At 41.3% G+C, this 22,038-nt stretch carries 19 protein-coding genes and 1 pseudogene; 11 read left to right on the forward strand and 9 right to left on the reverse strand.

Annotated features, from left to right (window positions below; all coding sequences use genetic code 11):
- Nucleotides 1–78 precede the first annotated feature (78 nt).
- The 7 genes from GUY17_RS04115 to GUY17_RS04145 all read left to right on the forward strand — a co-directional run bounded on the left by GUY17_RS04115 (nucleotide 79) and on the right by GUY17_RS04145 (nucleotide 6,183).
- Nucleotides 79–978 (forward strand): LysR family transcriptional regulator, encoded by a 900-nt coding sequence (locus GUY17_RS04115; RefSeq protein ID WP_101085995.1) that lies wholly within the window; start codon nucleotides 79–81, stop codon nucleotides 976–978.
- A gap of 338 nt (nucleotides 979–1,316) precedes the next feature.
- Nucleotides 1,317–1,601: a J domain-containing protein gene (locus tag GUY17_RS04120; protein ID WP_059745623.1), complete on the forward strand. Its 285-nt coding sequence runs from the start codon at nucleotides 1,317–1,319 to the stop codon at nucleotides 1,599–1,601.
- A 7-nt stretch (nucleotides 1,602–1,608) separates the two neighbouring features.
- Nucleotides 1,609–2,136, forward strand: a complete 528-nt coding sequence (locus GUY17_RS04125; protein ID WP_011636233.1) for a hypothetical protein — start codon at nucleotides 1,609–1,611, stop codon at nucleotides 2,134–2,136.
- Complete coding sequence (locus GUY17_RS04130) at nucleotides 2,133–2,888, forward strand: hypothetical protein (protein ID WP_101085994.1); 756 nt, start codon at nucleotides 2,133–2,135, stop codon at nucleotides 2,886–2,888. The genes GUY17_RS04125 and GUY17_RS04130 overlap by 4 nt, the downstream gene beginning before the upstream one ends.
- Before the next feature lie 11 nt (nucleotides 2,889–2,899).
- Nucleotides 2,900–3,793 carry a hypothetical protein gene (locus tag GUY17_RS04135; protein ID WP_162022386.1) on the forward strand — a complete coding sequence of 298 codons (894 nt, stop codon included), beginning with the start codon at nucleotides 2,900–2,902 and terminating at the stop codon, nucleotides 3,791–3,793.
- Between the two features lie 503 nt (nucleotides 3,794–4,296).
- The gene (locus GUY17_RS04140) at nucleotides 4,297–4,701 is read left to right on the forward strand and encodes a VOC family protein (protein WP_162022387.1); all 405 of its coding nucleotides are present in this window, start codon (nucleotides 4,297–4,299) and stop codon (nucleotides 4,699–4,701) included.
- A 252-nt stretch (nucleotides 4,702–4,953) separates the two neighbouring features.
- A complete protein-coding gene (locus GUY17_RS04145) occupies nucleotides 4,954–6,183 on the forward strand; it encodes a dicarboxylate/amino acid:cation symporter (RefSeq protein ID WP_162022388.1) in 1,230 nt (409 codons plus the stop codon).
- 40 nt (nucleotides 6,184–6,223) lie between these two features.
- Here GUY17_RS04145 and GUY17_RS04150 read toward each other — a convergent pair whose 3' ends face one another.
- The gene (locus GUY17_RS04150; RefSeq protein ID WP_254439864.1) at nucleotides 6,224–7,417 is read right to left on the reverse strand and encodes a GGDEF domain-containing protein; all 1,194 of its coding nucleotides are present in this window, start codon (nucleotides 7,415–7,417) and stop codon (nucleotides 6,224–6,226) included.
- Nucleotides 7,418–7,580: 163 nt separating this feature from the next.
- Nucleotides 7,581–7,763 (reverse strand): annotated as a pseudogene (locus tag GUY17_RS21180) (AGE family epimerase/isomerase); the annotation flags it as partial.
- Between the two features lie 336 nt (nucleotides 7,764–8,099).
- On the opposite strand from GUY17_RS21180, the gene GUY17_RS04155 reads away from it, so the two are divergent.
- Nucleotides 8,100–8,633, forward strand: a complete 534-nt coding sequence (locus GUY17_RS04155; RefSeq protein ID WP_101085983.1) for an NUDIX hydrolase — start codon at nucleotides 8,100–8,102, stop codon at nucleotides 8,631–8,633.
- A gap of 90 nt (nucleotides 8,634–8,723) precedes the next feature.
- Here the strand turns inward: GUY17_RS04155 and proC are convergent, their stop codons facing one another.
- From proC to putP, 4 genes are all read right to left on the reverse strand, one after another.
- Complete coding sequence (gene proC / locus GUY17_RS04160; RefSeq protein WP_101085982.1) at nucleotides 8,724–9,563, reverse strand: pyrroline-5-carboxylate reductase; 840 nt, start codon at nucleotides 9,561–9,563, stop codon at nucleotides 8,724–8,726.
- A 75-nt stretch (nucleotides 9,564–9,638) separates the two neighbouring features.
- Nucleotides 9,639–10,886, reverse strand: a complete 1,248-nt coding sequence (locus tag GUY17_RS04165; RefSeq protein WP_101085981.1) for a glutamate-5-semialdehyde dehydrogenase — start codon at nucleotides 10,884–10,886, stop codon at nucleotides 9,639–9,641.
- Complete coding sequence (gene proB, locus GUY17_RS04170; protein WP_101085980.1) at nucleotides 10,883–11,989, reverse strand: glutamate 5-kinase; 1,107 nt, start codon at nucleotides 11,987–11,989, stop codon at nucleotides 10,883–10,885. The genes GUY17_RS04165 and proB overlap by 4 nt, the downstream gene beginning before the upstream one ends.
- A gap of 14 nt (nucleotides 11,990–12,003) precedes the next feature.
- A complete protein-coding gene (gene putP / locus GUY17_RS04175; protein WP_101085979.1) occupies nucleotides 12,004–13,500 on the reverse strand; it encodes a sodium/proline symporter PutP in 1,497 nt (498 codons plus the stop codon).
- Between the two features lie 1,038 nt (nucleotides 13,501–14,538).
- On the opposite strand from putP, the gene GUY17_RS04180 reads away from it, so the two are divergent.
- Together GUY17_RS04180 and GUY17_RS04185 are read left to right on the forward strand one after the other, a co-directional pair.
- Complete coding sequence (locus GUY17_RS04180) at nucleotides 14,539–15,183, forward strand: TetR/AcrR family transcriptional regulator (protein WP_254439865.1); 645 nt, start codon at nucleotides 14,539–14,541, stop codon at nucleotides 15,181–15,183.
- Nucleotides 15,184–15,229: 46 nt separating this feature from the next.
- Nucleotides 15,230–16,213, forward strand: a complete 984-nt coding sequence (locus GUY17_RS04185) for an MDR family oxidoreductase (protein ID WP_162022391.1) — start codon at nucleotides 15,230–15,232, stop codon at nucleotides 16,211–16,213.
- Between the two features lie 223 nt (nucleotides 16,214–16,436).
- Here GUY17_RS04185 and GUY17_RS04190 read toward each other — a convergent pair whose 3' ends face one another.
- From GUY17_RS04190 to GUY17_RS04200, 3 genes are read right to left on the reverse strand one after another with little or no spacing between them, the layout of a single operon-like run.
- Nucleotides 16,437–18,482: a bifunctional diguanylate cyclase/phosphodiesterase gene (locus tag GUY17_RS04190; RefSeq protein WP_162022392.1), complete on the reverse strand. Its 2,046-nt coding sequence runs from the start codon at nucleotides 18,480–18,482 to the stop codon at nucleotides 16,437–16,439.
- Nucleotides 18,483–18,486: 4 nt separating this feature from the next.
- Nucleotides 18,487–18,972: a YfiR family protein gene (locus tag GUY17_RS04195; RefSeq protein ID WP_243756235.1), complete on the reverse strand. Its 486-nt coding sequence runs from the start codon at nucleotides 18,970–18,972 to the stop codon at nucleotides 18,487–18,489.
- A gap of 53 nt (nucleotides 18,973–19,025) precedes the next feature.
- On the reverse strand, nucleotides 19,026–21,089 hold the full coding sequence (locus tag GUY17_RS04200) for a TonB-dependent siderophore receptor (protein ID WP_101085974.1): 2,064 nt from the start codon (nucleotides 21,087–21,089) through the stop codon (nucleotides 19,026–19,028).
- 319 nt (nucleotides 21,090–21,408) lie between these two features.
- On the opposite strand from GUY17_RS04200, the gene GUY17_RS04205 reads away from it, so the two are divergent.
- Nucleotides 21,409–21,924 (forward strand): VF530 family protein, encoded by a 516-nt coding sequence (locus tag GUY17_RS04205; protein ID WP_011636249.1) that lies wholly within the window; start codon nucleotides 21,409–21,411, stop codon nucleotides 21,922–21,924.
- Nucleotides 21,925–22,038: the final 114 nt, after the last annotated feature.

Genomic DNA, 22,038 nt, shown 5'->3' on the forward strand with positions numbered 1-22,038 from the left:
GCCAATCAAACAAATTTATGCGGTGATAGTTTTTATCTATTAATATAGTGAAATTGATAGGCAGACTTTGAAGGGCGTATGAACCTGAGACAGTTACATTATTTTTATGAATTAGCGCAGTTTAAGCATTTTGCTAAAGCAGCCAAAGCTTGCCATATTACCCAGCCGACTTTGTCAGCCAGTATTACTGCGTTGGAAAAAAGCTTTGGTACCGAGCTAGTGGTGCGCGGCAGTCAGTTTGTTGCGTTAACCGATGCTGGACAGATTGTATTGCGCTATGCAGAAAAAATGCTGTTAGATCAAGCGGCGCTAAAACAAGAATTGAGTGTGTTTAGTGGGCCATTAATCGGCTCTTTACGGATTGGCATTGTGCCGCAGTCGAGTGTCGATATTATGCCGATAATTAAAGCATTCAACGAGCTGCATTCTAATATTGCCGTAACGCTCTTGGTGACCACCAATGAAAAGCTGATTGAGCAACTGACTTTGCATCAAATTGATATCGGTTTAGGGTTTGATGAAAACCTTACTGAGGCGAATCGTCGCACGTTTCATTTTTATCCGCAGATTGATAATGATATGGCGGTATTATCAACCCAAGCACTTGTTAATCAACTCGACACTACTGCGCTAAGTGATAACCGATTAACCCTTAATAATTTGCAACGTTTACCATTGGTGTTGTTGAGCCAAAATATGCAGTTTAGGCAATACATTGATAATGCGATGGCAGAAACGGATTTACGCTTTAATGTGGTGTTAGAAACCGATTCGTTATTTCATCTAGTCAGCGCGGTAAAACACAATATTGGCTACGCGATTGTCAGCAGCGGTATTGCAAAATCAGCTCAGCAGTTATTCAATCTGCATTACCGACAACTGCAAGGTATTGAATCGGGTAATACGGTGTTTATTACCCGCAAATACAGTGTTTCACCTGCGATGCGCGAATTTGTGAGTCTGATTGAAATGGGGTAATTTTTGCAGGTGTTTTGCCGTTAAAGCATCATGCTAGCAAACTCAGATAGGCGTGGATATTGTTAATATCGCATCATTCAACTTGGCTGGTGGCATCTTAACGGCAGCAAAGATAACACCTGTTAATGACAACGCTGCTTTTTGGGTGTCATAGCTGTCCTAAAATTACTGTCCTGAAATTGATGTCCTAAAATTGATGTCTTAAATGATTGCAACTTAACTTGGGTTTATGTTTGCTGCAAGCCTGTGATTGTTGATATAATAGCGGGCTAAAAAATTTATCTATTTACAGACTTTTTTATCTCGCAATCACTGCCACATCGCCTGCAGGAATAACTATGATTAACCACTTTAGCGTACTGGGCGTCAGAGCCAATGCCAAAGAAGATGACATAAAAAAAGCCTATAAACGTTTATCGAATAAGTACCATCCTGACAAATTACTTGGGGCGTCTGATGATGAAAAGCAACAAGCATCTGTCCAGCTCCAACGAGTCAAAAAAGCTTACGAAGTGTTGTCAGATAAAAAGCAGAGAAATGCTTTTATCAATGATTTTAACAACGTAATTGTTACCGATCCCACAGCCGCTATGCGCGAGTTGTGGGACGAATATTATTCCTGAGTATCCCATGGCTAAACATCTTAATATCTCACGCATTAATGAGCTAAAAAATAATGCCAATGACAATATAGAATCTTACAACGACCCTGATACGCCAAATGCACTGGCAAAGTTTACCAGCCAAATCAGAGAGATATTGTTGGCCGATCCTGGGATGCTAGATTCAGTCCCTGAATATTTACCTGTTGCACTTTATGAAAGAGTTAAGTTCTCGCCTGAGTCAAAGCGCCAATGGGCACATTGGATTAGCTTGAATATTCACCCAAGCTGGGATGAATTTAAAACGACGATTGCGTTTAACAACGCCGATCTACCTCTGGCGCTTGCGGTACGCAAATATAACGAAGATTTGCTCATTGAAAGTTGTGCCGTGGTGTATCTGTTAGAGACTCAGGGAGATACAGCGCCCAAGCCTGAGGAAGATGATTCTGATGGTCTTCATGAGCATGAACGTGATGAAAACGATGATGACGACACGGACTATGATAGCGATGAAGAAGGTTATTATGACCAATATGACGAGGATATCGAATGAACAGTCTCATTGAAATAACCGCAGCTGAAATACAAGAGCTGGCTAATGTTGAGCCTAAACAGGCCAGCAAGAGATTTGAATTGATTGCATCGTCGATGTCAGATGATCAGTTGGTTGAAGTTATCGAGAAAATGGATATCGTTACGTTGACACAAATTAACAGTCAGCATGATATTTCGTGTCCATCGATTATGTCTGAGTTAATGACCCCAGAACAGATCCGCGACATTGTCTGCCAGCAGCCACTTTATTGGGAAGAAAAAATCAAGAGTAATGCCGAAGAGTTAATGCAGCATACTTTTGACTTTATGACTTATCTGATTCGAATCCAAGACAATGAAGAGAAACAAACTGCTATTTTAGAGTGTTTGGCTGAAGATCCTGCTGCGCTGTTTTATCTATCGATTCCGTTTATCGAGCTTATTTTAGGCGGTACCAGCAGTGATGACGATGAGATCAACGACACTTTTGATGATGAAGCGGATGAAGAAACCGTGGGTTACTCCGATTGGCAAGCCGACGAAGAGGCACACAGTCTTAGCATCGATGACCCGCGCAGTTTATTAGCATTGATCCGCGATCGAGCGCCTAATGTTGAAAAGGCGATTAAGAACATGCTGCGTAACACCGGCTCTGATTGGCAGTTAATTATTAGCCAGTTTGCCAGTGAGTTAGTGATACAGGCGAAAGAAAAGAACCAAGTCACCGACGAGTATGCTGAAGTTGATGACATGTTTAGCTTTCTTGATTAAGGGTTCTGCAAATGCAATTGGTATTACGTGACGAAAATCAGGGTCCCTATCTGAGTCGGGTGTTGGCTTATGGCCGAACCGAAGAATTGCTCAGTAATGAGCAATTGGGACAGATCAAAGCGAAAGCCATTTTGATGAGCCTTAAGTTCGCTGATAAGTTTTATAACAAGTATAAAATGCATTTGCTTGAAGAAGCTGCGCAAGATGTTATCGGCATTGTTAGCATTGGCTTAATGGCATTATCGGACCAAAGTCAGGCTAATGCTATACGGTTGCTACTGACTGATGACGGCGTAGTTAAGTCGTTCCAGAAGGGCTGGGGAATGCTAACTAAAGTTAGCCAACACAGGCTTCATGGTAAATCTGTTTATGGTGACGTAGATAAAGTGTTGCTTGATCAAGTGTCGAGTCCACCTGATTGTGACGAATGGCAAGGCTGGGCTTACTACCAAGAAGCATTAGCTGAGCATAATCGCCAGCAATCTATTAATGCCTTATTGGCTCAGTTCTACATTGTCGGCACTTTTGATCCAATGGATTATATCAATCTAGAAAGTACTCTGGCAGAAGCCGTGTTATATCGGATATTTTTTGACGGTAAAAAAGTCCGTCAAGATCTTAAACGCCGCATGGCTCGTATAGAACTTAAAGATGAATGGTTTAACCTCGAATTTATCGAGCTACAAACTAAGGTGGCTTTGGCCGAGTTACCTAACGAGCTTGCTGATGCAATTCGTTTAGATTTAGGTAAGCATTTTAACGCAGCATTGTTGCGGACCCTGCATTTCTCTCGAAGTTATCAAGAGTTGGCCATTCAAAATGCCTCTCCTGAACGATTGGAGCGCCTGGAATACAAAGAAGGCTTAATTGGTCTACTTGGTTGGCCAATCTATATCGACATGTAGTTTAGCTTTAGGAAGCTTGCGAGTGAGCAAGCTTCCTTCATTTACTGATTATGTCTGCCATTATTTACTTCCCTATTGCGCAGCACCATAAAATCTCTCGTTACCGTGATGTTGTACATTATATTTATACTCTGCTTTGAGTTAACAACGTTTTAATCCTATCTAATACCTATTTAAAATTACTTTTTTCAACTCAATCATTTCATATTGCATTTGTTACAAATACTGTTACCTCCCTATTCAACACTGACTTAATGGTTAACTTATTCATATAGCACAACATATGTGAGTGCATCTTCTGCTATCCGATCGATACAGAGGTGTGGATAGTGTGGAGCCAATGGTATTAACGTCCACTGATGAAACGACTCGGTTATGGATTATCAAATGATTTTTGATAATGTTTACCTTTTGTGGTGGTTCATTGGTAGTCATAATCCCAGTAATATAAGGCTTTGCTGATAAAGATCGTTAAAGTCGGCTATATTCTAAAAGGGCGTGGTATGAATATTCGCTTTGATCATTTGTCACTAAGTGCTAGAAATCCGCAAAAAATGAGCGATTTTCTGGTGGAGCTATTAGATTTAACCGTTGGTGATCGGCCTAATCTTGAGTTTTCTGGTTATTTTTTATTTGCCGGTGACAAAGATGTGATACATATTTTTGCTAACCAGCAGGCAGAGGTAAGCTATCAACTGTCGCAAAATGAGCAACAGCAAAATATTGTTCATCATGTGAGTTTTTTCAGTGATGACTATCAAGATGTCATGGCAAGAATTGCCAAACTGGGCCTGCGTTATTCTATGAGTGAAGTGCCGGGAACGTCGGTTAAACAAATTTTTGTTCGCGGCCCTGAAGGGCTCATTATTGAAATCCAAGCCTTGCCGAACGGCGAGTGCGGTTTGTAGTTGTGTATAGTATTGGTTTTGTGTCATATTTATCATTAAGTTATGTTGTTAGTACGTCATTGTAGAGAGTGATGATCGACAGTGAAAATCGATATTGATTGTTGATAATCATTGTCGATAGTGAAAATTGCTAGCGTCTTGATAGGGTTAATTGTACATCTGCATTTTCTGTTAGTTGTTAACGCGTTAACTGTTCTTTGGGCCGAGTCTGCTGCCTATTCCATCTTTGTTTAATTGTTCTTAGGATCCAATATGCTGAGTAGCTTACGTGCTTATCGTTCGTCCATTATTTTACTGAGTGCCTTACTGCTGGGCGGATTGTTTGGTGGGTTATTTCCTGAATGGGCTATCAAGCTTAAGCCTATTGGACAAATATTTCTCAATCTACTGTTTATGATCATCGTACCTTTGGTTGCTGTGAGTGTGATGTCATCTATTGCTCACATGACCGATTTAAAGAAATTAGGCGCGATACTGGTGTCTATTATGGCTGTGTCGATTGTCATGGCGATTATTCCGTCAGTGGGCGTGGTGTTGTTGGCATTAGCATATGATCCCGCGCAAGGGGTGACATTAGACTTAGCCAATACCGTTGATTCTGCCTCGGGTAGCATGGACTTTGTCAGCTTACTCACAACTAACGATTTTGTCGGACTACTCTCTAAATCAAACATATTAGCATTGATTATTATGTCGGTGATTGGCGGTGTGGCCATTGGTCAATCCGGTGAAGATGGCCAGAGAGTGGGGCGCATGCTCGACAGTTTAAATACCGTGATCATGAAAGTGATTTCGATATTAATGTATGTGGCTCCAATTGGGCTAGGTGCTTATTTTGCCGCGACTATGGCTAGTCAAGATACTGAATTAATGGGGACATTTGCTCGAGCGGTGGGGTTGTTTTTTGTGGCGATGGCTATTTACCTAACGTTAGGTTCGACGTTATATGCGTGGATTGGCGGTGGTGCACAAGGTGTGAAACGTTTTTGGCAACATATGCTTGAACCTGCTGTGACGGCATTAGGCACTAGCTCGTCGTTAGCAACGTTACCTGTGACTATTCGCAGTGCGGCTAAAATGGGCCTAAATGAGCAAATTGCCGAGATTAGCTTACCGTTACTAGTGAATCTCAATAAAGGCGGTGCAGCGGCTATTACCGCACTAAAAATCGTGTTTATTTATTCGTTATTAGGTCTCGATTTTACGACCGATGTATTTATGCTGACGATTTTGATTTCGGTATTATCGGCATTTATCATTGGCGGAGTACCGGGCGGGGCATTTTTAGGTGAAATCTTTATTGTGACCACCTTAGGTTTACCGATGGAAGTGATCCCTATTTTAGTGGTCATAGGGGCCATTACCGATGCGGCTTCAACGGTGGTTAATGTGGTACATGATTTAACCGCAACGCAAATTATTGAGCGCATTAATGGTAAGCATTATATTGTGGATGCGCCAGCGAGTCGCTTACAAGAGTAAGATTCAATATTCTGTTAATTGTTAATTGTTCTTTATCCTACTAAGCCGCTGCTACACAGTTTCGCCCGCCAGATTTTGCTGAATATAAGGCTTTGTCTGCGCGGTCAAGCAAGCTGTGAGCCGTGTCTTCTACTCTATACTGGGCGACACCTAAGCTAATTGTCAGTTCCATTGCTTGAATATTTTGCATGGCAATATACAGCCTTAACCTTTCGGTTAACTCAACAGCATCTGCCAATGTCGTGTTGGGTAAAACCACCACAAATTCTTCGCCGCCCCAGCGTGCTAATAAATCGTCGCTACGCATTTGGTTTTGTAATAATTGCGCGAGTTGGCATAGCACTTTGTCTCCGAATAAATGGCCGTGATTATCATTAATTTGTTTAAAATGATCGATGTCGATAATTGCTACCGAAATAGGGTATTGAGTGGCAGCTTGTTTACTGAGTAAATCTTGAGTTGTTTGATGGTTTTTCAGCGGATGGTCATCCGCATAAGGTTGGTAAATAATCGGTGCTTCGTCTGTTCGTTTTGTCGCGTTAGCGCTTTCTGTTGCCATGGGCGCATTGGCTGCTGGTGTGGTCAGTAGAGTATCAAGCGCAAAATCGAGTTTTTCACGGTTATACAGTCCGGTGAGTTTATCTGTTTCAGCCATTTTTTGGATTTCTAAATTACGCAGAGCCAGTTTTTTATAAGCTGAAAAACGGGTTTTTTCGTAAAATCTAAACAGTAAAATTTGTGCAATACACACTTCAATAACGTTAAATAATGAGCCGGTGCTAAAGGCCACTGGCTGAGGGTCTTGCGTTTGCAGGTAAACAATAAAAGCACACACACTAAAGCAGATGCATGAAATAAATGTGCCCCATGTTCGACCGATAAGAAAAAATGAAAAAGGCGGAATAAGCGTCGCCCAAAACAGTGAATGAGAATACCCTTTGGCTGATATCACAAATAGCATAATTAAACTGGCTACCATGAGAGTGACAGCCCATGCGGTTATCTTTACATGACCCGTGCGACGAAAACGACAGTAAATACCCAATGAGATAACTAAGCCTGAACCGTCGAGCAAGGCATATTGATAACCTTCAAAATAGAATAGGTTGATCAGGGTAAGAATGAGAAAGTAACTCGTGGTAATGAGCAACGAATGTTCGATTAAGCGAATGCGCCAATAATCTGGGTGATCAGGCGGATACTGAGGGAATTGTTTGTACCAAAATTTAATCATAAGCAACTTCCGAGGTGACATTCAGTGAACGTTAATCTTTGTATCTTGATAACCGTATCATTCAATCCTTGATAAGTGATAACTAAGCATAGGTAAAATTTAAAAAATAACCGTCTATTTAGGCGGTTATTTTAAGATATTGGTATTAAAGGACGATTAAAATTTATGGTTTTGTTTCAATTAGCTTAAGAATGTCAAAACAGGCGCCCATAGTGTGATAATCGGTTTTGCCGATAGGACTTTTTTGGTCATCTATCTTTTGGTTGTCTTGAGTTCACATGCTAAACCCAGCACCGTATTGATGAGCGACCATGTGTTGCCATGAGCAGTGCCCAATTTGGTCAAATGGGTATTTAACTGTGGCTTTTAAAATGTGGTTTTCTAACGTTGGTTATTTAACTGAAAGTACCTAGCAAAGAGTATTTGACTGGAAGCATTGAGCTAGCAGTATTGAATGAGACGTTTTGCGCTATAAGTATTGGGCTATAAGTATTGAGGTAAGAGTACCAAAGTCGCTTGTTGTGAATAATCAGCTTCATAATTGATTGTTATTATTTGCACTCAAGTTGTCATTACAAGCACTGATATGCCGCCCTGCAAGTAGTTTTAACTTATAGGCAAACTTGAAGCATATAGTTTGGCAACGTATCATGCGCTTTTTATTGCGATGAGCCCTTCTATAATGCGCCACTTAACCACTCGTTATCATTCCGACACTCCAGCAGATTTTATTGCTGCGAATCACCAAACAATGCTAACGCGGCTTGCTGCTCGCGCAATTGTCATGCGTAATAATCAAATATTAATGCTTTACACCCAACGTTATCATGACTATTCATTGCCTGGTGGTGGCGTTGATGCTGGCGAGGAGATAGAGCAAGGGCTTATCCGTGAGTTACAAGAAGAAACTGGCGCCCAACAAATTCGCAATATTAATCCATTTGGCTTATATGAAGAATATCGTCCTTGGCAACGAGATGGTTATACGTCGGTTAATATGCTGTCTTATTGTTTCACTTGTGATATTGACAGCCAGCTGGGGGAAACCCAATTTGAAGCTCACGAAATTAATAACGGCATGATACCAGTATGGATTGATATCGATGAGGCTATTAGGCATAACCTTGACACTATCGCCAACAGCAGCAAAAAAGGCTTATCGATTGAACGAGAAACCTTTCTACTGAAATTGATTAAACAAGAGTTACTGCGCTAAGCTTAAGCCATTGTGGCTTAGCAAAGCGCTATATGGCTATCACATAGCCAAGCGGATGGTATTAACCGTCAGCTCAGGTTCATAGCCCCGTTAGCCTATAGACAGTTCTTTTGCTCTTGTCGCTGCACACGCCATTGCGCTGGCAACTAGCTCGTCAAGATCACCATCCTGAAATGCCAATATTGCCTGTTCCGTTGTGCCTTTAGGTGAGGTCACCTGGTGACGTAGACTCGCCAAGTTATGCTGACTATTCATCGCCATTGATATTGCTCCCATAGCACTCTGCAACACAGCTTTAGTGGCTGTTTCTTGCGGCAGCCCTTGTTCAATGGCAGCTTTCTCCATGGCTTCTAAAAATAAGAATAAATACGCCGGCGAGCTGCCTGCTGCAGCCACGATGGTCGACATTTGGCTTTCTTCTTTTAGCCATACTGTTTCACCCACAGCACGCATGAGTCTTTCTGCTAGCGCAATGTCATTAGCGTGAGTGTCTGGTCCCGCATATAAACCCGTTAACCCTTCACCAATGGCGGTAGGCAAGTTTGGCATGGCGCAAATGACTTTGGGTGAGAAATGTAGTTTTTGGCGGAGTGTGGCATGTTTGACTCCCGCGGCAATCGAGATAACGAGTTTTCGGTTATCGTACTGCATAACTTCACTCAACTGCTCACACACTACAGGTACTACAAAAGGCTTAACGGCAACAATGATGACATCAGCAAACGCAACTGCGGCGGTATTGTCTTGATGTACTTTAACATTGAACTTATCGATTAAGTCGTGTCGAGTAGTTTGGCTGGGGGTGCACACTAGAATATTGGCACTGTTATGACCTTGTTTAAGTAGGCCGCTGATTATGGCTCTTGCCATGTTGCCACCACCAATAAAGGCGATACAGGTATTGGGGTCTAATGATTCATGTTGAGAGATGACAACCTCCGAAAATGTCGCTAAAAAGAAAAGGCCACGCTTTCGCTTGGCCTTTGAATTGTGGAGCCTATTTGATTATGCGCGAACTTGACCTACACCGCTGACTAAGTATTTCTCAGTGGTAAGTGACTCAAGGCCCATAGGTCCGTAGGCATGCAATTTACTGGTGGCAATACCAATTTCAGCACCTAGACCGAGCTCGCTACCATCAGAAAAACGTGACGATGCATTAACCATCACTACCGAGGCATCCACGGTGCGTTGAAAACGCGTAGCCGTTAATTCATTTTGGGTACAAATCACTTCAGTATGATGGCTACCAAAGCGGCGAATATGATTAATAGCATGATCAAAATCAGTGACTTGGCGAATGGCAATTTCTAAATCTAAATATTCTTGGCCGAAATCATCATCGCTAATAACGTTGGCATGCTCAAAGTATTGTTGGGCATTTTTGCTGACATTTATACGTACTTTATGTGCAGCAAGTTGGGCTGCCACTTTAGGTAAAAAGGCTGCCGCTACGTCTTGATGTACCAGTAATCCCTCTAGAGCATTACATACTCCAGTACGTTGGGTTTTACCATTGAGCAATAAAGACATCGCAATATCAAGATCGGCATCTTTATCAACATACAAATGACAAACACCTTTAAAATGTTGAATAACAGGTATTTTACTGTTATCTGTAACAAAATTGATTAAGCCTTCGCCACCGCGTGGAATAATGACATCAATAAAGTCACGTTGCTGCATAAGCTCTAGTAATAAAGCGCGATCTGGATCGGGTATTACGGTGATCAGTGCTGGTGGTAATTGATATGCTTGCAATACATTTTGTAAAATAGAAGCAATGATTTTGCTTGAATGTATTGCTTCTTTACCGCCACGCAATATCACTGCATTACCTGATTTAAAGCACAATGCACCTGCATCAGCGGTAACATTAGGGCGTGCTTCATAAATCATACAAACAACGCCTAAAGGTACGCGCATTTTTTGAATGTTTAGACCATTTGGTCGCTCACATATTTCACGTACCATGCCGACAGGATCGGGTAATGATGCAACGGTTTCAATGCCCGCAGCCATAGATTCAATACGTTCAGGTGTCAGTGTCAATCGATCTATCATTGCCGCGCCTAAATCGGCTTTTTCGGCATGGTTAAGATCCAATAAATTCGCTTTAATAATATCGTCGCTGTGTGCTCTAAGTGCACGGGCCATATCAAGTAAAATAGTGTTTTTAACTTTCTCATCTAATAGGGCTAGAGTTTGTGCCGCTGTGGCTGCTGCTTGCGATAAATCTTTAATTAAACTCATAGTTGCTCCAAAATGGCGATGTTTTTGTCAGAGATCAGTGGGCCCGTTTTTTGCTGGGCATTGTTGGCAAATTCACGATCTTCTTGGTCTGCAATAAAATGTAATAAACAACTACTGTAGTTTGATTTGGCTTTTGCCAATTTAGTGCCATCGCCTTTGCGCACTAAAACAGTATCGCCGACGGAAAAGTTGCCTCTTACGGCCACTACATCGTCAGTGGTTAGTTGGGTATCATGCTCTTCAAGGTCAGCGCTAAAGTCATTTTCGACAATTAACTCACCCTGAACTTGTGAGGTATGCATCATCCAATGCAAGTGTTCTTGCATCGGTACATCATACGGGGTGAATAAAGTGCCTGGATTTTGGCCCTTTAAAAGTTGATTGAATGTGTCCGCGTCAAAACCATCGACAATCATGGTTTCAATTCCGTGTGAAATTGCTTTCTCAGCGGCTTCAATCTTGGTTAACATGCCGCCAGTACCTACGCTGCTCGTAGCACCGCCAGCCATAGCATAAATCTCAGCATTGATTTCACTGACTTGCTTAATTAGCGTGGCATCTTCATGTAAATTAGGGTTTTTAGTATAAAGCCCTTTTACGTCAGAGCAGATAATTAACGCATCTGCATCCGCTGCTGCGGCAACCATAGCTGATAAATTGTCATTATCCCCAACACGTAACTTGGCTGCGGTAACAGCATCATTTTCGTTGATAATGGGAAGTAAGCCATTGTCTAACAGGGTAAAAATAGTATTTTTAATACTGATATAACGGTCACGATCGCGTAAATCACCATGGGTAAGTAATAGCTGCGCCGATGGGAAATCGAACAATTTATCCCAGGTGGCCATCATATCGGCCTGGCCTGCAGCTGCCATGGCTTTTTTAAGCGAAATACTTGGTTCTGCCGTATCTGGGAATCTATGTTTACCCGCGGCGACTGACCCTGAAGATACCAATACAACTTGGCATCCTTGAGCGCGACAGGTAGCGATAAACTGTGCAATACCTAATAAATAATGGCTGCTACAACCTTGTTGATGGGGCGCAATTAATGCGCTTCCCACTTTAACGACAATCCGTTTCCAATGTGAAGTTGACATAGTTTTGTTCTCCATTACTGTTGCTCGGTTAAAACACGATTCGCTTCATGGAAGGTATCAACTGTTTTATTACAAGGATCCGAGTCAAGAGCGCTGGTAATCCAAATCACTACACTACTAACAATAAAGCCGGGGATCATTTCGTACATTACGGTGGTTAACGCTTTTCCATCTGCCAGAACTGGCGCGTAAATCCAAAACAATACGGTCACTGCACCCGAAATAATACCCGCAACAGCGGCTTTATGGGTCAGGTTCTTTTTATATAGGCAACACAGTACCAGTGGACCAAAGGCCGCACCAAATCCAGCCCATGCATTGCTGACTATCGATAAGATGCTATTTGAGCGATCGAGCGCCAGTAAGCTGGCGACAATACCGACACCGGCTACACCATAACGTCCCATTCTGACCATTTCTTTCTCAGTTGACTCTTTTTTCGAAATGACTCGATAAATGTCTTCGGTCAATGAACTTGACGACACTAATAACTGTGAAGAAATCGTGCTCATAATAGCGGCTAAAATGGCTGCTAAGAGGAAACCACTGATCAGTGGATGGAACAACAATTCAGAAAATACAATAAAGATGGTTTCAGGATCGCTTATTGTCATATCGAATTTATTGGCGTAGGCAATACCCACTAGACCTGTTGCCAGCGCACCAGTAATGGTGACCGTCATCCAACTCATGCCAATTCTTCGTGCCGCTTTGATATCAGAAACCGAGCGAATAGCCATAAAGCGCACAATAATATGTGGCTGACCAAAATAACCTAATCCCCAAGAAAGACTGGAAATTAACCCGAGCATAGTGACATTTTGCATCGCATCAGAAAAATGTGGGATCGACTCATAAGCAAAGCCCATCATTTTATCAGCACTGCTAAACTCTTGATATGCCACAACGGGTACCAGAATCAAGGCAACAAACATGATACAGCCTTGTACAAAGTCAGTCATACTGACGGCTAAAAAGCCACCGAGTAGGGTATAAGACACTACTACACCTAGGGTGATCACGAGCCCGAGCTCATAATTTAAATCAAATGCAGAGACAAATAATTTCCCGCCAGCGACTAATCCTGCCGAGGTATATAAGGTAAAGAAGATCACAATGATCACTGCCGCGATAATCCGCACATTACTGTTAGGTGCGTGGAAGCGTTTAGCAAAAAACTCAGGGATTGTTAGGGAGTCACCCGCGACTTCAGTATAAACCCGTAATTTAGGTGCCACGATCAGATAATTAATCAATGCCCCTGCTAATAGGCCGATCGCAATGTAGATGGTTTCGAAGCCTACTAAGAACATGGCGCCAGGTAAGCCCATTAGCATCCAGCCACTCATATCGGAGGCTCCAGCTGACAGTGCAGTAACTTGCGGGCTGACTTTACGGCCACCCAAAATGTAACCAGATACATCGCTTGTTGATTGTTTATACGCGAACAATCCAATGCCTAGCATTACCAGGAAATATATTGCTAATGAGACATAGGTTAAGTAATGCATGAATTATTTTCCTCCTAACGCTTTGTGATTTTGAATCCCGCTAGGTTTCAACATAACAAAGAGATAGGTACTTAAAAGGGCACATAAACAAAATAATTGTGAAGCCTCTTTCAGCTTTAATTTAGCGGTGTTCAAGATAGTGGTAGTGAGATTTTCTTCGTTTGACGTGTCCGTTGACATAATGTCCTCCTGGGTGCGGGCTAATCGGATTATTGTTAATTCATTTTTCATTCAACAATAAAAAACCACCAAACTAGTTAGTGGTCTAACTATATTAACATCATTTTAGGTAAAATTTCCAATCCAATCTCATTTACGGCAGCAATAAATGTTTTTTAACAACTATTTAACTTTATATCGATATGCTGTCAGCGGCATGAAATATAACGATGTCACACTGGCTGATTAAGTTGTGAGTACTTTTTAGCTATGTGCTGTTCATCTTTTTGATTTTCGACGGAGATTGTCTTAAGTTGCTGTATTTAAAGTTTTATATATTTAAAGTTGAGTGTGAACGTCATCGGTTTCACTGGGTATTTGCCTAATGTTGATGCTATAGATTGTTTATTATGCAGTATAAACGTTACAGATATGATGCTATTCGCAAGTGGATTTGGTGCACTTTTTAGCTATTAATAAGGTGTTTTTAAATAAGTGGTTACAGATCGAATGATTTGAATTCAAATGGTTTTGGTTCGAGTCGCTATGTCAAAAGATTTGGTTTTATCGCGTGATATGTGTTGAATGGCCACTGCGTTTTCTGCCATTGCTAAGCTAACTATTTCAAATTACTTATACATAAATCCATGGATGTAGTGGGTTATCTATTGTCGGATTCAGGAGTAGCAGTGGATTAAGTCGGCATGCTATTCGGTGGCAACATTGCTGTGAGATAGAGCTTTACTAGCTCATGTTAATGTTGTCGCGACCTTGATATTACTGGGTAACTGGCTTCAATTAGGATTTAATATAATGTTATTGCATTTAATTAGACGCTCGGTCTAATATAGGGGTATGAATAATTTAAGTGTAGATATAATGACAAGTCCGCATACTAGCCCAAGCCCTAAACCTCGTAGAGGCAGACCTCCCAAAGTATCGCGAGATAATCCAGATACTCGGGCAGAGCTTATTCGTAGTGGTCTTGAGCAACTGACAGAGCAAGGTTTTGCCTCATCGGGTATTGAACCCATTTTGAAAAAGGTGGGCGTTCCGAAAGGCTCTTTTTATCATTATTTTGCGAGTAAAGAAGTCTTTGGCCAAGCGGTATTGCAGAACTATGCTGAATATTTTTTACATAAACTTGAAATTCATTTGCTTGATGAAGCTTATTTACCATTAACGCGGATTAGGCACTTCGTTGATGATGCTAAGGCCGGAATGATTCGATACCAATTTAAACGCGGTTGTTTAGTGGGTAATTTGGGTCAAGAAATTGGCGTTTTGCCAGACAGCTTTAGACCGCAAATTATTGCGATTTTTCTGAGTTGGCAAGATTGTTTAGCTCGTTGCCTCAAAGCTGCACAATCACTCGGACAAATAGCTGCAACGGCAGATTGTGATGCCCTAGCTGAAAGTTTTTGGGTTGGCTGGGAAGGAGCGGTAAGCCGTGCAAAGTTAGTTCAAGATGAACGCCCACTTGATAACTACTATGATCATTTTATGGCAGCGTTAGCAAAATAAAATTTTTAACCATTAATAGACGATCAGTCTAAATTAGGAGAGCGAAATGTTTAATGGCATGTTGATCGAAAAAGACGACCAAGGTTACCGCACCACAGTAAAAAGCATCGATGAAAGCGTGTTGCCTGAAGGTGATGTGACGGTAAAAGTGCTCTATAGCACGCTTAATTACAAAGATGCGCTAGCGATTACCGGTAAAGCACCTGTAGTGAGAACTTTCCCTATGGTGCCAGGCATTGATCTAGTAGGCATTGTGGAACATAGCGATAATGATAAATTTGCCACAGGTGATACAGTATTATTGAATGGTTTTGGGGTAGGTGAAAATCATTGTGGTGGCTTGGCTACAAAAGCGCGTTTAAAAAGTGAATGGCTTATTCCATTACCAAAGGCATTTTCACCACAACAAGCTATGGCGATTGGCACTGCAGGTTATACCGCAATGTTATGTGTGATGGCTCTTGAGAAAAATGGCGTAACGCCAGACAAAGGTGAGGTGCTAGTTACTGGTGCTAATGGCGGAGTCGGCAGTTTTGCTATCGCTATTTTAGCCAAGTTAGGCTATCACGTCGTCGCCTCGACTGGCCGAATGGATGAAAGTGACTACCTAAGAAAGTTAGGTGCCAAAGACATTATCGATCGCGCAACATTGTCAGAAGCTGGTCGTCCATTGGCTAAAGAGCGTTGGGCTGGTGCTGTTGATTCTGTCGGCAGCCATACCTTAGCCAATGTGTGTGCTAGTACCAAGTATGGCGGAACGGTTGCTGCTTGTGGTTTGGCACAGGGAATGGATTTTCCTGCCAGCGTAGCGCCATTTATTTTACGTTGCGTGACCCTAGCGGGCGTCGACAGTGTAATGCGACCTTTAGCTGACCGTATTGAGGCATGGCAACGTCTAGGCGAAATCTTGGATGTTGGTGTGTTCGATGACATTGTTCATGAAATCAGCTTGACTGAAGCGATTGATGTGGCAAGTGATTTGTTAGCTGGTAAGGTTCGTGGCCGTGTGGTTGTTGATGTAAATCGTTAATGAATTAATTTGGATAGTTTTTAGTTGGATAATGTTGTCGGCCTGTGTAGCAGGTCGATGAATTTGTTAGCTGTTTTACCGCTCCCTCTTACTTTCATGACAGCAAACTGTTATGAAAATATTCTACCGCTACAAGTGTTTGTGAATGCCTTAATTCGAAGATTTAACGCCAATATCAAAGACTCAACATACTATTTTTACATGACGATGTATGAGTTTTTTATTACTCTGCGGCAAGTGGGAACGGTAAGATATAACGGTCAATAAAATGTTGTGTTGGCATAGGTCTGGCAAATAAATAACCTTGTAAGTAATCGCATGACAGTTGTTGAAGTAACTGGTGTTGTCCCTCAGTTTCAACACCCTCGGCTACGACTTTAACTTTCAAATGATGTGCCATGGTGATAATAGCTCGTACCAACGCAATGCTACTTTCATTGGTTTCCATGTGCTGAATAAACGATCGGTCAATTTTTAGAATATCAATATCGAGTCGTTGCAAATAGGCTAATGATGAATACCCGACTCCAAAATCATCAATGGCGATATCAATACCATAATTATTGAGTCGTAGCATTTGCTGTTGAATGGGAGAGTCTGGGTCCATCAAGGTGTTTTCTGTCACTTCGATAATCATGGTATCGCGAGGTAAATTGAATTTATTACACGCTAATATCCATTCATCGACCCACAAACCCTCCTGATCAATTTGCAACGGTGAGGTGTTGACGCTCACTTGCATTTTGTTGCCCGACAATTGATAAAAATGAGCAGCATCTTCAATCGCTTGGTCTCTTACCCAGTTACCAATTTCTTCTATTAAACCATTTTGTTCAGCCACCGGAATAAATTCATTTGGACCAATAAGGCCGCGCTGTGGATGATTCCAACGGATGAGTGCTTCTGCCTTGGTAGCATTAACGCCAGATTGGTCAAAAATGGGTTGGTAAAACAATACAAATTGACCGAGTTTAAGTGCTATGCGGATTTCTTCGATAAGACGACGTTTCTCAATTGCTTGTTCTTCGATAGCATGAGAGAAAAATTCATAACGATTACGCCCTTTGCTTTTAGACAAGTACATGGCTTGATCAGCATGTTTGACTAACGCTTCAACATTTTGACCATCGGCAGGGTAGAAAGTAAGCCCGATGCTACCTGTCACGTTCACTTGCACTTCTTTAATGCTAATACATTGCATCAGGCTATTTTTCACTTTTTCAGCAATGGTTGCAGCGTGTTCTAAGTCACTCACATCTTCAAGAATTAAGGTGAACTCGTCTCCGCCTAGACGCGCAACCGTATCATGATCTCGAACACATCCACGTAAACGTTTAGCCACTTGATGCAGTAACAGATCACCATATTCATGGCCTAAGGAATCGTTGATCTCTTTAAAGCCATCGAGATCGATAAAAATTAACGCAAAAAACATGTCATCTGTATCAATAAGCGACTGCAGTTTTTCATAGAAAAAACGTCGATTGGGTAGCAGGGTTAAGCCATCTTGATAAGCATATTCGTGCAATTGAATATTGGCATTCTCTAGTTCTCTAGTACGCAGTTGTACTTCACTTTCAAGCGAGCTTTCACGCTGTTCAATATTATCTAACATACTATTAAAACAAGTGGTTAACTGACCAATTTCATCTTCAGACTGTACTTGAGCACGCAAGCTGTAATCTTGTGACACGGTGATTTTTTGCGAAATTTTAGCGAGATATAACATTGGACTTAAAAATTTACGACGTAAGAATAATGAGAGAAAAAAGCTGGCACAAAGAGATGATAATAGTAATAGCACAATAAATTGGCCGTAAAATGTAATTCTATCAGTGATAATGCTGTCATCTACTGATATGTGTAAATCACCATATTGTTGCTTGTCGAGTGTCAATGGTGTCATCACTTGAGTGATGTCATTAAGGTCGTCATCAATCTGGGTCATAGAAGGGCGCTTTGATAATGCCTGAGCTAACACAACACCTTCAATATTAGTGACGCTGACAGATAATACATCTGATCTTAACAAGATAGGATTAATCAGTTCTTGAATGGCGTCTTGATCATCAAATAATAAGGCCGCAGTGATATTGGGCGACAACATTTGCGACAAGCTGTGTAGGCTTTCAACTTGTTCTCTTTTAGCGGAAGACAGCTCGAAGGCGCTGAATATTGATGTCACAGTGAGTGTCGAAATGAGCGCAACGCTCATTAAAATGAATTGCAATTTTTTACTGATAGTATTTAGCACGAAAAATTGTTTCATAGCATTAATTATTCACTACTCGACCTAGGCGTAATACTTTTGAACTCATTGTTATCCCCGATAATTTTAATTTTTCGGGTGAGACTTCAAAACGAATTTTACCACCGGATAAAAAGAAACGAATATGCCCACCTTGCTCTATAAAGTTGTCTGTTTCACCCACGATCATGACATCAGCAAGATGTTTATTATCCAATTGTTGCCAAGATTCAAGGGTGTCGGTTGTGATAAACAAGATATTACATTGTTCTAAGTTTTTTTCTGTGAGACTCACTTCGACATTTTCTATTGGTAAATTATTGACTTTACGACCATTGAGGATTGAGCGCGAGACACTAATAAAGCTAGTATCAGGGCTGCACAGTGTAAAAGAGCTGGCTGTATTCGTGTGATGACTCCATTCGCCGTAACGGGCAAAGTTAAATAAAAAACCAGCTTTAAGTGCATACTCTTTTTCGTCAGCAATCGCGCCTTGGCTTATAGTAAGCAAAAGCGTTATAAATGATCCAAACAGAATACGTTTAATAGTTAACATTAAGTCAGTTAGAATTTCGCCGTAATTTTAAAAGTGACACTTTCGTCTATATAATTTGATCGTGTATACGTTTCACTATCATTGCCATACTCAAGATGTGAACCTGCAAACAGGTTTTTACCCATAATGGCGAATGCCCAGTTAGGGTGAAAAGCCCAATTCCAAGTTAAATCGAGTGCGGTATAATTTTCTGTTTGATAGGCATCACTATTTTCAACTCTGAGTGAGGCAAAAATATTATGCTGTTCAAAAAAATGTATATCAGCTTTAGTAAACAGTTGACGACTCGTTGAGTCAAAGCCAATCGCTGGGAACGTGTTGTCTGCTAAGTCGTAATTAAAGGTGTTATAGCTGTAACCTACCTCGGCAGTAAAGTTGTCAGACGGTTGCCATGACAACACCACATCACCACCTTCAGTGGTCAGCCCTGCATTAGAGACTAAGTCAAAATTAATCGATGTTGTCGTCAATGCTTGTACTGCGGCATCAATCTGTCCAGCCTGTAACAATGCAAACACGGGGAGGAACTGATCGATATTCGGATCGATTTGGATCACGGCTACATCATCGGTATCAGTATGATAAACCGATAGGTCAAGTGCCCATGTGGTATCAGATAAACGATAGCCCATTTCATAAGATACAGATTTTTCTGACTTTACGTTGTCATTACCATTGAGGTAAGTGCGGATATAATAACGATCAATCTCGGGTATTCCGGTGGTGATAGGCGATACTTCTTCGACTCTTTGTCCATCGATAAGAAAGTTGTCGTTAAATTCAAGTAAAGAGGGAACCCGAACACTTTTTGATACAGAGGCCCACAAGACTTGATTATTTAGTGGTTTCCATACCAGCCTTGCTAGTGGTTGGTTTTCCCAACCAGTCAAATCGTTATGATCAACTTTGACACCCACAATTAAGTCTAATTTGTCCGCAATCACGTTATATTGAGCCTGCGCTAATCCACCATATTGATGTAGGCTTTCAAAACCTCCATCGCTTTGCACAAAGGTACTGTCTGCAAAAGAAATAGAATTGTAACGGTAGTTTAGCCCCCAATCGAACTGTAAGTCTTGGTGCAGGAAATTCATCTGATAATCAACATCAAAAGATTCAAAATTTTCTTGTAAATGGGTTTGGCTACCACTTTGTTTTAACCAAGATGTTTGCAGCATTTGGTTAGCTTTGGGTGAAATACGATTTTCCAACCTCGCCATGACTCGAACATCGGTACGATCTAAGCTGTCAGTAAATGAGATATTACGGTTGCTTTCATCCACGACGCCGCGAAAATTTTGGCCTAATGTAGATTGAGTCATATCACCTTGAATAAGTCCTGACCATTGATCGTTTGGGGTAAAGTCAAACCGGGTGCCTACAGATTGTTGCTCTGAAAAGTCAGCCGGCTCCATTTCAATCCCTTTGTCAGACTTCTGGCCATCTTTAACGTGGCCATATATTCTGAAACTGCCATTATTACCAATATCGCCACCATAACGAAGATTGGTATCGACATTAAGCTGGCTACCACTGCTGACATCAGCATATAGGCCCCGAGTATCAATGCTGTTTTTAGTAATGATATTAATGACGCCATTAGTGGCATTGCTGCCCCACAGTAACCCACCTTGACCGCGGATAATTTCGATACGTTCTATATCGTATAACGGTACGTTTAGGGTTTCCCAATACACGGCGGCAAATTTAGGGGTATACAAACTTTGACCGTCTACCATAACGAGTAATTTGCTTGAAAATCGCGATGCAACACCACGAGAAGAAATTGCCCATTGATTATTATCAAGTTGTCTAACGGCTAATCCAGGTACCATTTTCAGGGCTTCTGGAACAGAAGTCACGCCTGAACGAGTGATTTGTTCTTTGGTTAATACGTATATAGATGAAGCGGTTTCAAAGGCTGATTGGGTTCTTTTCATCGCCGAAGTCACTTGTACATCCATCGCCATCAGCGAATCTAAATCTAAATCGAGATTGTTTAAGATTTCTTCTGCTATGACATGAGGCGAAATTAAAATAAATAAGTACAAGCATTTTGGTGATAACTTCAAACCAATGTCCTCGATAATCTTTGATGATGGTCAACTATAATGGAACTATTTTAACACACGCTATTAACTAAATATCAGTGCATCCCTTTCAATATACGGATTAATTTACCTTCTGTTAACGACTAAGTCGTTATTTTTTGGTTCACATCTGTGAGTATCGTCATAAATAAATCAGAAAACGATGTTAACCGCCACACTAGAGGTAATGAGTTTTAGTTAACTCATTACCTCTCGTGTGAAATATGCATAAAGACGATGGGGCATTTTAACGGTAAACTATACACATTATAGAGACAGCTTTTTGAGGTCATGAGATAGCATGGTAGAACTGCAGCAAAATAATCCACTTCACGGTTTAAAATCAGAAACGATGATATCTGAGTTAGTGGCATTTTATGATTGGAAAATTCTCTACGCAGCTTTGCGTTTAGAGTGCTTCAATACCAACCCCAATATGGACGCTTGTGTTAAGTTCCTAAAAAAGACGGAATGGGCGAGAGAGCGTGTTGAAAATTTTTATTTGTACCGTTTCAAGCGTATGCCAAAAGGTAACTCTGCACAATTTGAATTAAAACCTCGTGAACGTGGTTTTGCTGACGGTATTTTACCGCGTAAGCCGCAGCCTTTAACGGTTGAGTTAGTTGCCGAAATGAAAGCCAAAGCAACGGCTGATTATGAACAAATGAAACATAATCAAAGTCGTTCATATGCTTCTTCGTCATCACCTTCATATTCCTCATCGAGTCGTTCAAATGACAGCGATGCAGCGACACAGCGTAGTAATCAAAATAAGCCGCAGCCTACATTTGATCCAAACAATCCGTGGAATAAATAACCACTAGACTGATCTCATGTCAAAGGACGCTATAAAAGGGAAAAGCCTAGATGCTAGGACGCTGCGCTGCTAGATGCTATACAGGCCAAAAGCCTAGATGCTAGGACGCTACGC

The organism is Shewanella sp. Arc9-LZ (assembly GCF_010092445.1).
Lineage (GTDB): Bacteria > Pseudomonadota > Gammaproteobacteria > Enterobacterales > Shewanellaceae > Shewanella.

Bases quoted from the DNA above. Each gene is read 5' to 3' on its own strand.
- GUY17_RS04115 (WP_101085995.1), top strand. From the start codon at position 79: ATGAACCTGAGACAGTTACATTATTTTTATGAATTAGCGCAGTTTAAG.
- GUY17_RS04120 (WP_059745623.1), top strand. From the start codon at position 1,317: ATGATTAACCACTTTAGCGTACTGGGCGTCAGAGCCAATGCCAAAGAA.
- GUY17_RS04125 (WP_011636233.1), top strand. From the start codon at position 1,609: ATGGCTAAACATCTTAATATCTCACGCATTAATGAGCTAAAAAATAAT.
- GUY17_RS04130 (WP_101085994.1), top strand. From the start codon at position 2,133: ATGAACAGTCTCATTGAAATAACCGCAGCTGAAATACAAGAGCTGGCT.
- GUY17_RS04135 (WP_162022386.1), top strand. From the start codon at position 2,900: ATGCAATTGGTATTACGTGACGAAAATCAGGGTCCCTATCTGAGTCGG.
- GUY17_RS04140 (WP_162022387.1), top strand. From the start codon at position 4,297: ATGAATATTCGCTTTGATCATTTGTCACTAAGTGCTAGAAATCCGCAA.
- GUY17_RS04145 (WP_162022388.1), top strand. From the start codon at position 4,954: ATGCTGAGTAGCTTACGTGCTTATCGTTCGTCCATTATTTTACTGAGT.
- GUY17_RS04150 (WP_254439864.1), bottom strand. From the start codon at position 7,417: ATGATTAAATTTTGGTACAAACAATTCCCTCAGTATCCGCCTGATCAC.
- GUY17_RS04155 (WP_101085983.1), top strand. From the start codon at position 8,100: ATGCGCCACTTAACCACTCGTTATCATTCCGACACTCCAGCAGATTTT.
- GUY17_RS04165 (WP_101085981.1), bottom strand. From the start codon at position 10,886: ATGAGTTTAATTAAAGATTTATCGCAAGCAGCAGCCACAGCGGCACAA.
- proB (WP_101085980.1), bottom strand. From the start codon at position 11,989: ATGTCAACTTCACATTGGAAACGGATTGTCGTTAAAGTGGGAAGCGCA.
- putP (WP_101085979.1), bottom strand. From the start codon at position 13,500: ATGCATTACTTAACCTATGTCTCATTAGCAATATATTTCCTGGTAATG.
- GUY17_RS04180 (WP_254439865.1), top strand. From the start codon at position 14,539: ATGACAAGTCCGCATACTAGCCCAAGCCCTAAACCTCGTAGAGGCAGA.
- GUY17_RS04185 (WP_162022391.1), top strand. From the start codon at position 15,230: ATGTTTAATGGCATGTTGATCGAAAAAGACGACCAAGGTTACCGCACC.
- GUY17_RS04190 (WP_162022392.1), bottom strand. From the start codon at position 18,482: ATGAAACAATTTTTCGTGCTAAATACTATCAGTAAAAAATTGCAATTC.
- GUY17_RS04205 (WP_011636249.1), top strand. From the start codon at position 21,409: ATGGTAGAACTGCAGCAAAATAATCCACTTCACGGTTTAAAATCAGAA.